Raw genomic sequence first — 12,608 nt, forward strand, 5'->3', positions numbered from 1 at the left:
TGCCGCCTGTACCGATGACCGACAAGTAGCACAGCAGCAAGGGCGGTCCGCCGCCCTACAGCCCCGACGATCCAACAATGACAACACAGTAAGAGGGCGAAACGATGGATACCTTTGGACCTGCCAGTCTTATTCCCACACTGGTCGTGCTGGTCATGGCCATTTTTACCCGACGAACCATTGAATCCCTGATGACAGGAGCTCTGGTCGGCATGTTGATGCTCGACCCGTTCAGCATCGTCACCCAGGCATCGGATACGGTGCTGACGGTACTGGGCAACGACACCGTAACCTGGATCATTCTCGTGTGCGGCCTGTTCGGCAGTCTGATCGCCCTGCTGGTACGCACCGGCGGCGTACTGACCTTTGGCGATCTTGTCACCCGACGTATTCACGGCCGTCGCCAGGGGCTGCTGGCCACCTGGTTTCTGGGGCTGATCATCTTTGTCGATGATTACCTCAATGCGCTGGCCATCAGTGCGTCGATGAAAAAGATCACTGACCGGTTCAACGTGTCTCGAGAAATGCTGGCCTATATCGTTGATTCGACCGCCGCGCCCGTGTGCATTCTGGTGCCGTTTTCGACCTGGGCGGTATTTTTCTCGGGCCTTCTGGAAGACAACCAGATCACTACCAACGGCATGTCGCTCTATATCGAGGCGATCCCCTACATGTTCTATGCCTGGGTGGCGGCCATCGTGGTGCCTTTGGTGGCGATGGGATGGATTCCGGCCATCGGGCCGATGAAAAAGGCCGAAGCGCGTGCGGCCGCCGGCCAGCCCATCCCCGATGGCGCCGAGGAAAGCGCACTCGAAATCGCCGATGATGACGAGCGCCGGCCCCACCTGATCAATTTTCTGCTGCCGATCGCCAGCCTGATCTTTTTTACCTGGTATTTCGATATCGATATTCTGCGCGGCGTCATTGCGGCCCTCGCGGTCATGCTGGTGCTGATCCTTTCTCAGCGCCTGATGGGGTTCAACGATACCTTTGACACCATGCTCGACGGGTTCAAGTCGATGATCCTGCCGCTCGGCACCCTGGTCGCCGGCTTCGTCCTGAAAGAGGTCAACGATGACCTCGGTCTGACCCAGTTCGTCGTGACAACGCTTGAGCCGCTGATGACCGCCCAGATGCTGCCTGCCATCGGGTTCGTGACCATGGCCTTTCTGGCCTTCGCCACCGGTTCCTTCTGGGGGCTGTTTGCCGTCGCGCTACCCATCATTCTGCCCCTGGCCATCAGCGTGGATGCCAGCATGCCACTGGTTGTCGGCGCGCTCATTTCCGCCAGTGCCTTTGGCAGCCACGCCTGTTTTTACGGCGACTCGACCGTGCTGTCTGCCCAGGGCAGTGGCTGCACCCCCATGGCCCACGCGCTGACGCAGTTGCCCTACGCCCTGCTCGCCGCAGGCGTGGCGACGGTGGCGTTCGTGATTGCCGGTTACCTTTGAGGACATGCCATGTCGACCCTTATGCCCCATGACGCCAATAACATGAATCACACCCACGATGATCACGCTGATCGTGTCCCGGGGGCGCTGGGATTTCGGATGCCCGGCGAATTCGAGCCCCACGAGGCCTGCTGGATGCTATGGCCCGAGCGCCCCGATAACTGGCGGCTGGGCGCCAAGCCTGCACAGGAGGCGTTCGTGGCGGTGGCCACGGCCATTGCCGAGAGTGAAACCGTGTATATGGGGGTCAGCGACAGTCAGTATGAAAATGCCCGCCATCAGTTGCCGGCGCATATCCGTGTCGTGGAACTGTCCAGCAATGATGCCTGGATGCGTGACGTCGGCCCGACCTTTCTGACGCATCCATCGGGCCGGTCCGCCCTCATCGACTGGACCTTCAACGCCTGGGGCGGCCTGAGTGACGGGCTTTACTTTCCCTGGGACAAGGATTGCCGCATCCGGCTCAAGATCGCCGAGATGCTGGGTGTGGAGCGCTTTGCCACCGACCTGGTGCTTGAAGGCGGTGCCATTCACGTCGACGGCGAGGGCACGTTGATCACCACCGAGGAGTGCCTGCTCCATCCCAGCCGCAACCCGGGCATCAGCCGTGCCGAGATCGAGCGAACACTGGCCGAACTGCTGGGTATTTCACGCGTAATCTGGCTGCCGAGGGGCTGCTATCAGGATGAAACCAACGGCCATGTCGACAACCTGTGCTGTTTCATCGCGCCGGGTGAGGTGGTGCTGAACTGGACCGAGGACGCGAGTGATCCACAGTACGCCATTTCACACGAGGCGCTTCGCGTGCTCGACGCCGCGGAGGACGCAAGGGGGCGGCGGCTCACCGTCCATAAGCTCATCGCCCCCCGCCCGCTTTACATCGATGAGGCCGAGGCCAATGGGGTGGACCGCCTGCGGCATTCGCGCCCGCGTCTGGCCGGGGATCGCATGGCGGGCTCCTACGTGAATTTCTACATGGCCAATGACGCGATCATCATGCCGTTGCTGGACCCGGCCCGGGACGATCAGGCGCGGGATGCACTCGCCGCGCTGTTTCCGACGCGTCGGATCGTGGGCGTGCCGGCCCGTGAAATCCTGCTGGGCGGCGGCAATATTCACTGCATCACACAGCAGCAGCCCCGGGCCGGTGTCCGGTGGTGATGACTCTGGCGGTCACGAATTGACCCGGAACATCGCATGTCATCCCTGGTTGTTTCTACGCTTTAAACACGGCCAACAAGGAGAAGTGGACCATGAAGATTGCCATTCCAGCGGAGATCAAGAATCACGAGTACCGGGTGTCGATGACGCCGGCCGGCGTGCGTGAGCTGACCGAGCGGGGCCATACCGTGGCTGTCGAACGCGGTGCCGGTGTCGGCAGCGGCTACCCTGATGATGCCTACGAACAGGCCGGGGCGCGCATCGAGTCGGACGTCGATGCGCTGTGGGCCGGGGCGGAGCTGATCATCAAGGTCAAGGAGCCGCAGCCGGTCGAGGTGGCGCGGCTTGAGGCACATCAGACACTCTTTACCTACCTGCATCTGGCCGCCGATGAAGCGCTGACGCGCTCGCTGTTGAAGACGGGTGCCACCTGCATCGCTTATGAAACCATCACCGATGGCCACGGCGGTCTGCCCCTGCTGGCCCCCATGAGCGGCGTGGCCGGCCGCATGGCGGTTCAGGCCGGCGCGCATTGCCTGGAAAAGGCCCAGGGCGGTGCCGGTATCCTGATGTCGGGCGTGCCCGGCGTCGCCCCGGCTCGGGTCACGGTGATCGGTGGCGGGGTCGTGGGTGAAAACGCGGCGCGCATGGCTCTGGGGCTCGGGGCCGATGTCACGGTGCTGGACCGTTCGCTGGCACGCCTTGAATTGCTGGATCAGCGCTATCAGGGCCGGTTGCGTACGGTCTACTCCACTCGGGATGCCATCGAGGCGGCCGCGCGCGACTCCGATCTGATCGTTGGCGCCGTTCTGGTGCCGGGCGCCAGTGCCCCTCGGCTGATCACCCGGGAGATGCTGTCGATGATGAAGCCGGGCAGCGTGCTGGTGGATGTCGCGATCGATCAGGGGGGATGTTTCGAGACCAGTCGGGCTACCACGCATGCCGATCCTGCCTACATCGTGGACGATATCGTGCACTACTGTGTGGCCAACATGCCCGGCGCCGTGGCGCGTACCTCCACTCAGGCCTTGAGCAATGCCACGCTTCCCTGGATCGTGCGTCTGGCCGAGCACGGCTGGCAGGAGGCGCTCGCCGAGGATGAACATTTCCGTCGCGGCCTGAACCTGACCGGTGGCGCGCTGGCGCACCCGGCCGTGGCCGAAGCCTTCGGAGAGTCCTGCGCATCGGTAGAAGCCCTCTTCGAGCGCGGTTGAGCCCAGGGCTGACACGGCATATCCGTGTTTTTCTGATCGCTGCCCACGCCTGGCGTGGGCAGTTTTGCATGTCTGTCTTTCAAGGAAGAGTGAGGTAGGCGGCGGTCTGTGGTGACTCGGGTTTTCAGCCACGTAAAAGGCCAGCGGCACCTGTTTTCAGATGCCGCTGGCCTCGGTCGATCGATTCAGCCCCTTAGTACATCAGGGAATCAATCCATCCTGACGGGTACTCCAGGTTCAGCAACGACTGCATGGTCAGCAGGAAGGTGCCGATGCCCAGCGCAACCAGCAGGGAGGTGCCCCAGTTCGCCCTGGCAACGATGCGGATGAACAGCAGTGCCATCAGGCAGGCGCAGGCTACAAAGCCGAACAACGATGCCAGGGCGACGAAGGCAAGCAGACCTGCAAGCCACGCCATGGACTGGCCGATCGGTTGATGTTCCCAGCGCACGTTGCCTCTCAGGGCCTGTACGCCGGCGAGAAGCGCCCCGATGGCCATGATTCCGATGGCCAGCATCGGGAAGATACCGCCGATGGTGGACATGCCACTGACGTCGTACCAGGCACCGGCCGCGAGCGCAAGCAGGCCAACGATCAGCGTCAGGTCGATCCGGCCGAACGTGGGCTCGGCGTCATTGAGCGGTGCGCTCTCTGCATCGAGGGCTGCTGACGATTCGGCATCGAGGGCTGCTGGCGATGTCTTGTGTTTCTTCTGATAGACACGCTTGATCAGCGGGATGGCAAACGCCAGCACGATCAGTGACAGAATGACAATGACGCCGGGCCGCATGAAGGCGGACATGCCATGGAACTGAACGCTCTGATAGAAGTAGGTCTCGGCGCCAGGGGCCAGCACGAAGCCGATCAGAAACGCCGGACGTGACCACCCTGCCTGCTTGAAGAGCAGACCGATGGCGCCGATGGCGATCAGGGTATACCAGTCGCCGAGCGACCGCGTGGCCTGGAAGGCGGCAAACAGGATTAGTGTGGTAATGATGGGCGCGAGAAACACGAAGGGCACACGTGTGACCTGTGCTACCGGGCGGGCAAGCATCAGACACAGCCCGGCCCCCAGAATATTGGCCAGCGCGAGTGACCAGATAATCGTATAGGTGAGATCAAGGTTGGTGGTGACCATGGTCACACCAGGCTCAAGGCCCAGCAACAGCAGTCCACCCAGGAAGATGGCCGCAGTCCCCGACCCGGGTACACCGAACAGCAGTGTCGGCACCATGGCGCCGCAGGCACAGGCGTTGTTGGCAGACTCAGGCGCGATGACACCCCGGATGTCGCCCTTGCCGAAGTTCTTCTCACCCTTCGCCGTTTTGGCGGCAATGGCGTAGGTAATCCAGTCCACGACCGAGCCGGCAAGCCCTGGAATGGTACCGATGATGCTTCCGATGCAGGCACACTTTGCCACCAGGCCGCGGTTATCCCTGACATCGCGCAGGCCCTGTCGCCAGCCGTGACCGAGCGAGGTGGTTTCCTGGGCGATGCTGCCCCGACGAATCAACAGGTCCACAACTTCCGGAAGGGCAAAGATGGCCAGACCGACCACGATCAGGGGCACACCATCGAAAAGGTACTCCACCCCGAGGTTCAGACGGAACTCACCGGTGGCCGGTGCGGTACCGATGGCGCCGACCAAAAGGCCAAGGCCGCAGGCGGCCAGGCCCTTGTACAGGTTATCGCTGGACAGTACGGCCACCATTGCCAGCCCGAGCAGGGTAAGCACGAAAAGCTCCGCCGAGGAGAATGTGAGCACCAGGGGCCTGGCGATAAGAATAAAGCCCGTCAGTACGATGGCACCGATGACGCCACCGCACAGCGATGACAGAAAGGCACTGGAGAGAGCCCGGGCAGCCTCACCCTTCTTGGCGAGGGGAAACCCGTCCATCACGGTCGCCTGCGACGCGCTGGAGCCGGGAATGCCCATGAGTACCGACGTGAAGGTATCGCCTGTCGGAATGACGGCGACCATACCCATCAGCATGCCCAGGGCCAGCCCCGGTTCCATGCCATACAGAAAGGGGAGCAGCAGGGCCATACCGGCAATGCCACCCAGCCCTGGAATGATTCCTACAAGCAGGCCGATCGATACCCCAAGTCCCATGTACATGAGATGCGAGACGCTCAACACCTCACTCAGGCTCGTGACTAAGGCACTTATCATTGTCTGTTACCTCTTTTCTTGTTGAGGGGCGTCCGGTCCATTACTTCGTCAGGACCCGGACGCCGTACCGGTCCTTGAGCCAGTCGATGACCCATTGCCGGTTTGCATCGCTGAGTTCCATTGCGGCAGCCAGTTGCTTCGCGGCGACCTCACCCACGACCGGCTTGTATGGCCCGATCTGCTTGCGTGCGGCGGCAAGAAAATCGTCGTTGCTCATCAGCGTGCGGGCCCCCTGGCGATAGCGCGCAATCAGGTCGGGATTGACGCCTTTCGGGATCAGCAGCAGTTTCTGCAGCGCGTACCCGCTGGCGAAGAACTTGTGAAAGACCTGATAGGCCACATCGTCACGGCTGGTGCCTTCGCGGGCGAGGTAGAGTTCGCTGAACGTGGGAAGGTCCGGGAAGGCCGGGTCGCGCACGATATGGCCATCCTCATCCATGACACCCAGCGAGAAGAGCGGAACAGCCTTGCCGTCGTTGACCAACGGGGTAACGTTACTGAAGTAGGCCGATGTGGTCTGGAAATCGACGCCTGCCTCGCCTCGTTCGAATGCCAGGCGACCCTCACCACGGCTGCGCATCCCGAAGACCGGCTCGACGGCAAGTCCCAGCATGTCAAAGGCCAGCATGACGGGCATTTCAAGCCCTGTCGGGGTTTGCATCGCAAACTTGGTGGGGTTGTTTCGAAGGGCTTCCAGGATCTCGTCGGTCGTTTTGCCGAACTTCGGCTGCGTATAGACGACGCCGCCGGTCGGGGCTGCGACGATCGGCGTCCAGCTGTCGTAGTCGAACCGAACACGAGGGTCCTTCAGCATGGCCGGGTATTGCGTTGAGGCCGAAGTCACCAGCATCTGCTCGCCATTGTCCTTGGCACGGGAGTAGAACAGGCTGGCGCCGGTCAGCGATCCGCCACCGGGCACGTTATTGATGACGATGGCGGGCGTGCCGGGCAGCGACTGAGCCATCCAGTGCGACATGAAGCGTGCCCAGACGTCCGTTCCGCCACCAACGCCGAACGGTACGGTCCAGGTCAGCGTGTCCGGGATGGCCGGTTCGTCACTGGCCGTGGTGTCGGCACTGGCGGCGAACGGGCATAGCGCGAGCACGAAAGCCAGCGCACATCGGCGATAAAACCGCAGTGAAGGTGTGACTGTGAAGTGCATGTTTTCCCCTTCTTCTGGTTTTTATTGAAAGGATGAAAATCGTGTAAGCAGGCTGGCGTGCGAGATTTTCAGGTGAATTTACCCAGCGACTGTCGTTTCAGTCTCGTCCGGAACAAAAACGGTGCCGCTGAAGAGGCGGCGTGCGGTCCGCACCAGCGAACAGCTCGGCCACTGTTCTCCCTCGGTCCAATGGCTGATCACCGACAGGGCGCCACTTGGGTGTTCGAAGTCCATGAGTCCGTTGTCCTTCGGTGCTGCCGAAAGGCCCTTGGTAATGCCGGTGGCATCGGCGCAGGCAATCGCAAGGCCTACAGCACCGGTAATCGCGAGCGCCCGATGGCATCGGCTTGGCATGAAATAACGAACCTGGAGCGTACCTTCACGCGGTGCACTGATCAGCACGGGTTTGGGAATCACCTTGTTCGAGACGTCACCCAGGCCCATGGCATGGCCCGCCTTCAGTCGGAGGGACTCGAGCGTCTTCAGCAGTTCACGGTCAGCATCGAGTTCTTCCGGTGTTTCATCCCCGCGCTTGCCGAGGTCAGCGGCGCGAATCAGTACCATGGGCATCGCGGCATCAACACACGTCACTTCGATACCATCAATGATGTCCCGCGCCTGTCCTGTCGGGTACAGCGCGCCGGTCTTGGCACCGACCACATTGCGAAACGACAGCAACACCGGTGCAGCCGAGCCCGGTACGCCATCGATCCGGGTGTCGCCTGCGTAGGTGACCTGACCGTTCGGGGTTTGAATGTCGGCATCGATGATGCTTTGAGTATTCACATTGCGAATGGTGACGCGGGTTGTGTCACCCGAGGCCGTTACCAGCCCCTGCTCGATCGCAAAGGGACCTACCGCACTGAGCATATTGCCGCAATTGGGGGATGTATCGACGCGGCGCTGCTCGACCATCACCTGAACGAACAGATAATCCACATCGATGCCTGGCTCGGAGGAGGGCGAGACGATCGCGACCTTGCTGGTCTGCGGATAACCGCCCCCGATACCATCTACCTCGAGCTCGTTGCCTGACCCCATGAGCGCCAGCAACATCTCGTCGCGGAGGTGCTCATCCTCGGGCAGATCGCTGCCGAGAAACAGAGGGCCTTTTGATGTGCCGCCGCGCATCAGCACGCAGGGAATGCTTTTCATCCGTTGCTCCTTTCATCGTGGCCACTTGACCTGGCCCTGGTGGAAGGCAAACTGACATGCATGGAATGTCTTATCTAATGCAACTATATAGTTAATTGATGCGTTTCATGCATATATGCGGCGATATAACGTAACTAATTGAAAGTAATAGATAAATTAAATAATGCGTGAGGGGGTAATTAATGCACCGTTCAGCCGGGTTCGACCAATGAACTATGAGCTACAGCAGATCAAGGCCTTCCTGAAGGTAGTAGAGCTGGAAAGCTTTCAGGGCGCGGCAGAGGCGCTGAATCTTTCCCAGCCGGCGCTGAGCCGACGCATCAAGAAACTCGAGTCGATACTGGGCACCGCCTTGCTGTCACGCACGACACGCAGCGTGTCCCTGACCACGGTAGGGCGTGACTTCTTTCCTCAGGCAAAACGGCTGGTTGATGAGTTCGATCATGCCCTGTTCAACATACGTGCGCTGGCCGAAAACCGGATTGGCCAGATTACGCTGGCCTGCATCCCCACGGCCGCATTCTATTTCCTGCCGGCCGTCATTCGCGAATACAACGCCCGTTATCCCAACATCCGCATCCGCCTGCTTGACCTCAGTGCCAACGATGGGCTCGAGGCCGTGCTCAGCGGTGAAGCGGAGTTCGGTATCAACATGCTGAGCGGACACCACCCGGACATTCTCTTTACGCCCTTGGTGGTGGAGCCCTTCGTGCTCGTCTGTCGCCGCGATCATCCGCTGGCGAACAAGGATCAGGTCACCTGGACCGAGCTGATTCAGCACAAGCTGATCGGGGTCGGCAAGATGAGTGGTAATCGTATGCTGCTGGACCATGAGCTGTCGGAGCTGGCCAATCGGCCGACCTGGTTTTACGAAGTCCAGCACCTGTCGACGTCGCTGGGCATGGTCGAGGTCGGTCTGGGCGTTGCTGCGGTGCCCAGGCTTTCGATGCCCGACGATGAGCACCCGGTACTGGTTCAGCGTCCGCTGGTTGAACCACTGGTCAAGCGGACTCTGGGCATGGTGCGCCGTCGAGATAGCGCCCTGTCACCCGCGGCGGAGCGTTTTGTCGAAACCCTGCTACGGCACTGGGACAAGGGCAGCGACGATGACACGACTGCCCAGGTCTCCACGATGGACTGAGACGTCTGCTCCGGTTGCCTGCCTGTTTCTCCCTGCCCGGGTCGGGCGGGCCGCCCGGCGCGCCGGTGAATCACGGTGGGTGTCATCCTGCTCCTGATTGAACGCAGCAAGCACGGGAGGCCGTGAAGGAGGCAGGAGGCATGCCATCGGGATAGCCAGGTTGCGACTAAAGATGGTTTTACTTTACTTGAAAATTCATGTGATATGGGTTGTATTGGATGCATGGACAGCGTTAGCACCCACGACAGTTCGTTCGTCATCGTCGTTGAGTATCGCATCGCTGTTGTTGGCTCCCGGGTGCGTGGTCCGTGTTGTTCGAGTGCCTATGGAAGCCCGTTTTTTTATCCAAATACTTGAAATTTCATGTGATAGGTAAAGTAAACGCTTATGTCCGCACTCGTACACTCTCTGGATCTTGGCACCGGCCCCCTGCGGGTTGTGGTCAAGGACAGCATCGACATCGCCGGCTACCCCACTCGCGCCGGGTGCCAGGCGCTGGCCGATGCCCCGGCGGCGACGCAGCATGCGGCGATCGTTGAGCGCACTCTGGCCGCGGGGTATCGCATCGTCGGCAAGGCCAACCTCCATGAACTGGCGTTCGGCATGAGTGGGCTCAATGCCTGGACCGGAACGCCCGACAATCCGAATTTTCCGGCCCTGATTCCGGGGGGCTCATCCAGTGGCTCGGCCGCGGCAGTGGCCGCGGGGCTGGCGGACATCGGCATCGGTACCGATACCGGCGGCTCGATTCGTGTCCCCGCAGCGTGCTGCGGCGTTTACGGACTCAAGCCGACCTTTGGCCGTCTCAGCCGTCGGGGTGCCATGCCCGCGTACAGCAGCCTCGACTGTGTAGGGCCGCTGAGCGCCGACCTCGAGACGCTGATTGCCTTCATGGCAGCGGTCGACCCCACGTTCCGTGTCACGGCTGACGACACGCCGCCCAGCCTGGGCGCGCTGGAGGTCCACGCCGACCCGGCGATCAGCGGGGCGGTCGCCGCCTGTCTGGAAGGCGCCGGGCTGGACAGTTCGACGCGCGCTCTGCCGCAGATGGATGAGGCCTACGCAGCGGGCATGGCACTGATCAATCGCGAGACCTATATCGCCTGCCGGGCCTGGCTCAACAGCGGGCGCCTGGGAGCTGATGTCGAGCGCCGCCTGCGTGCAGCGGCCCAGACCAGCGACGCCGAGATACGTGAGGCCGAGGCAGTACGTCGTGCCTTCGTCGCCAGCGTCGATCGGCTACTCGAGGAGCACGCGGTGCTGGCGCTGCCGACACTGCCGCACTTTCCGATGACTCGCGCCGCTGCTGAAGAAGGGCAGCAGGACCTGACGGTTTCCTCCCTGGTGCGACCTTTCAACCTGTCGGGGCATCCCGCCCTGAGCCTGCCGCTGGCGACGGATCATGGCCGCCCTGTGAGCCTGCAGCTTGTCGGCCGACGCGGCGACGACGCCGGTGTCTGCCAGGCCGCGCGCTACCTGCTCGCGCGCTCGGCAGCAACCCCCTCAATCAAAGGAGATGCGTATGTATAGCCTGGTCGATAAAGCCCAATGGGGCGGCGAGGTGCGTTTCGATGCGCTGCTCGACGATATCCGTGGTCGACGCGAGGAGTTTGAGGCGCAACGCCATATCTCGGCGGACATCATCGATGCGTTCAAGGACATCGGTGTCTACCGGGCCCTGGTGCCCAAATGCTACGGCGGTGACGAAAAATCCCCGGCCGAGTTTCTGAAGATGGTTGAGGCGATCTCGGCGGCCGACGGTTCTGCCGGCTGGGTGGCGAGTTTCGGCATGAATCCCTTCTACCTGGCCGCACTGCCCAGGGACACCATCACCCGGATCTGGAAGGACTCCCCGGACGTCGTGTTCGCCGGTGGCATCTTTCCGCCACATCCCGCCGAGAAGGTCGATAACGGCTACCGCATCAAGGGACGCTGGAAATTTGCCAGTGGCTGCATGGGCGCGACCCTCTGCGGTGTCGGCATCCAGCCCGACGAGCCTGGCGCTGCGCCACGCATGGCCGTGCTGCCGCCCGATCAGGTGCGAGTCGATCCTACCTGGGACATGGTCGGCATGGCCGCCACCGGCAGCCACGATCTGGTTGTGGACGATGCCTACGTCGCCGAGGAATGGACCTTCGTACGCGGTGCCAGCGCGACCATCGACGCGCCCTTTGTTCGTTACCCGTCACTGGCCTTTGCCGCTCAGGTGCTGGCCGTGACCACGCTGGGCCTGGCACGTGAAGCGCTCGATGTGATGCGGGCCATGGCCGGGGGCCGCAAATCGGTCACCGGTGCGCCGAACCTGGGGGAGCGCGAATACGCTCAGATCGGCCTTGCAAAGGCCGAGGCCCAGGTGCGCGCCGCCCGCGCCTTCTTCTACGAGAGCACCGAGGCGGCCTGGAGCGCTGTCGAGGCCGGCGGTGAGCCTAGCCGCGACCAGATCAACCTGTTGCGCCTGTCCACGACCCATCTGACGCGGGAATGTGCCGAGGCAATCCGCTGTGTGTATCAGCTCAGTGGCATGAGTGGTGCCGAAAACGGGCATCCGCTGTCGCGCATTCTGCGTGATTCGATGCTCTGCACCCAGCATGCCTTCATGGGCGAGATCACCTTCAAGAACGCCGGCGCCATCTTCTTCGACCACGACCCGCTACCGGGCTACCTATGAGTCGGGCCATCCACTCACTCACCGGATCATTCATTCGCTAACGGAGAATCACGACATGAAACATCGCGTACTGTTTTGCTGTGGCATCAACCAGAATTTCATGGACGCCACCGCCGAGGAGGCCAAGGAGGTCTGGGAAGCCACCCGGGCCATGCTGCAGGGCATCGATGGCCTGCCCGGCCTCACCATTCTGGGCATCATGGACGATGACCGCATTCAGGTCGGCCCCTCTCTTGCCGCGCCCTGGACCTTCTACATCATGGCCGACGTCGAGACCTACGAAGCCATCGTCGACGCCTGCAACTTCTTCCGTTCCACGCCCGTGGGCGACGGTACCTACAAGCTCTGGAAATACTGCCGTGTCGAGGCGCGCATCGGTCGCGAGCTCGTCGTCCCCGAGTAACGGATTTTGTTTCCGACGTTTCCTGAAAAACGTTTCTCGACAGACGTGTCGGCAAAGACCTGAAAACTGCTAGCGCGAGG

At 61.8% G+C, this 12,608-nt stretch carries 10 protein-coding genes; 7 read left to right on the forward strand and 3 right to left on the reverse strand.

The features are described from left to right. Positions 1 to 104 precede the first annotated feature (104 nt). The 3 genes from NAT21_RS10385 to ald all read left to right on the forward strand — a co-directional run bounded on the left by NAT21_RS10385 (position 105) and on the right by ald (position 3,826). On the forward strand, positions 105 to 1,451 hold the full coding sequence (locus NAT21_RS10385) for a Na+/H+ antiporter NhaC family protein (RefSeq protein ID WP_250938202.1): 1,347 nt from the start codon (positions 105 to 107) through the stop codon (positions 1,449 to 1,451). Positions 1,452 to 1,493: 42 nt separating this feature from the next. After that, positions 1,494 to 2,612 carry an agmatine deiminase gene (gene aguA / locus NAT21_RS10390; protein ID WP_250938762.1) on the forward strand — a complete coding sequence of 373 codons (1,119 nt, stop codon included), beginning with the start codon at positions 1,494 to 1,496 and terminating at the stop codon, positions 2,610 to 2,612. Between the two features lie 92 nt (positions 2,613 to 2,704). Then, positions 2,705 to 3,826, forward strand: coding sequence for an alanine dehydrogenase (gene ald / locus NAT21_RS10395; RefSeq protein ID WP_250938203.1), 1,122 nt, complete (start codon positions 2,705 to 2,707; stop codon positions 3,824 to 3,826). Between the two features lie 193 nt (positions 3,827 to 4,019). Here the strand turns inward: ald and NAT21_RS10400 are convergent, their stop codons facing one another. The 3 genes from NAT21_RS10400 to NAT21_RS10410 all read right to left on the reverse strand — a co-directional run bounded on the left by NAT21_RS10400 (position 4,020) and on the right by NAT21_RS10410 (position 8,316). Continuing rightward, positions 4,020 to 5,999, reverse strand: a complete 1,980-nt coding sequence (locus NAT21_RS10400; protein WP_250938204.1) for a tripartite tricarboxylate transporter permease — start codon at positions 5,997 to 5,999, stop codon at positions 4,020 to 4,022. Between the two features lie 40 nt (positions 6,000 to 6,039). Then, positions 6,040 to 7,161, reverse strand: a complete 1,122-nt coding sequence (locus NAT21_RS10405) for a Bug family tripartite tricarboxylate transporter substrate binding protein (protein WP_250938205.1) — start codon at positions 7,159 to 7,161, stop codon at positions 6,040 to 6,042. 78 nt (positions 7,162 to 7,239) lie between these two features. Next, entirely contained in the window at positions 7,240 to 8,316 is a 1,077-nt protein-coding gene (locus NAT21_RS10410) for a 4-oxalomesaconate tautomerase (RefSeq protein WP_250938206.1), read from the reverse strand. A 208-nt stretch (positions 8,317 to 8,524) separates the two neighbouring features. Between NAT21_RS10410 and NAT21_RS10415 the strand changes: the two genes are divergently transcribed. The 4 genes from NAT21_RS10415 to NAT21_RS10430 all read left to right on the forward strand — a co-directional run bounded on the left by NAT21_RS10415 (position 8,525) and on the right by NAT21_RS10430 (position 12,528). Next, the gene (locus tag NAT21_RS10415) at positions 8,525 to 9,457 is read left to right on the forward strand and encodes a LysR family transcriptional regulator (RefSeq protein WP_250938207.1); all 933 of its coding nucleotides are present in this window, start codon (positions 8,525 to 8,527) and stop codon (positions 9,455 to 9,457) included. A gap of 387 nt (positions 9,458 to 9,844) precedes the next feature. Next, positions 9,845 to 10,987, forward strand: coding sequence for an amidase (locus NAT21_RS10420; RefSeq protein ID WP_250938208.1), 1,143 nt, complete (start codon positions 9,845 to 9,847; stop codon positions 10,985 to 10,987). Further along, positions 10,974 to 12,125 (forward strand): acyl-CoA dehydrogenase family protein, encoded by a 1,152-nt coding sequence (locus NAT21_RS10425; RefSeq protein ID WP_250938209.1) that lies wholly within the window; start codon positions 10,974 to 10,976, stop codon positions 12,123 to 12,125. Before NAT21_RS10420 ends, NAT21_RS10425 begins: the two co-directional genes overlap by 14 nt. A gap of 55 nt (positions 12,126 to 12,180) precedes the next feature. Next, positions 12,181 to 12,528 carry an IacB protein gene (locus tag NAT21_RS10430; RefSeq protein WP_250938210.1) on the forward strand — a complete coding sequence of 116 codons (348 nt, stop codon included), beginning with the start codon at positions 12,181 to 12,183 and terminating at the stop codon, positions 12,526 to 12,528. The last annotated feature ends 80 nt before the right edge of the window (positions 12,529 to 12,608 follow it).

Origin of the sequence: Larsenimonas rhizosphaerae, from assembly GCF_023700005.1 — a bacterium.
Taxonomy (GTDB): domain Bacteria; phylum Pseudomonadota; class Gammaproteobacteria; order Pseudomonadales; family Halomonadaceae; genus Larsenimonas; species Larsenimonas rhizosphaerae.

Excerpts from the sequence above, each read along its gene's own strand:
- NAT21_RS10420 (WP_250938208.1), top strand. The coding sequence starts at position 9,845 with ATGTCCGCACTCGTACACTCTCTGGATCTTGGCACCGGCCCCCTGCGG.
- NAT21_RS10400 (WP_250938204.1), bottom strand. The coding sequence starts at position 5,999 with ATGATAAGTGCCTTAGTCACGAGCCTGAGTGAGGTGTTGAGCGTCTCG.
- NAT21_RS10385 (WP_250938202.1), top strand. The coding sequence starts at position 105 with ATGGATACCTTTGGACCTGCCAGTCTTATTCCCACACTGGTCGTGCTG.
- NAT21_RS10410 (WP_250938206.1), bottom strand. The coding sequence starts at position 8,316 with ATGAAAAGCATTCCCTGCGTGCTGATGCGCGGCGGCACATCAAAAGGC.
- aguA (WP_250938762.1), top strand. The coding sequence starts at position 1,494 with ATGAATCACACCCACGATGATCACGCTGATCGTGTCCCGGGGGCGCTG.
- NAT21_RS10405 (WP_250938205.1), bottom strand. The coding sequence starts at position 7,161 with ATGCACTTCACAGTCACACCTTCACTGCGGTTTTATCGCCGATGTGCG.
- ald (WP_250938203.1), top strand. The coding sequence starts at position 2,705 with ATGAAGATTGCCATTCCAGCGGAGATCAAGAATCACGAGTACCGGGTG.
- NAT21_RS10425 (WP_250938209.1), top strand. The coding sequence starts at position 10,974 with ATGCGTATGTATAGCCTGGTCGATAAAGCCCAATGGGGCGGCGAGGTG.
- NAT21_RS10430 (WP_250938210.1), top strand. The coding sequence starts at position 12,181 with ATGAAACATCGCGTACTGTTTTGCTGTGGCATCAACCAGAATTTCATG.
- NAT21_RS10415 (WP_250938207.1), top strand. The coding sequence starts at position 8,525 with ATGAACTATGAGCTACAGCAGATCAAGGCCTTCCTGAAGGTAGTAGAG.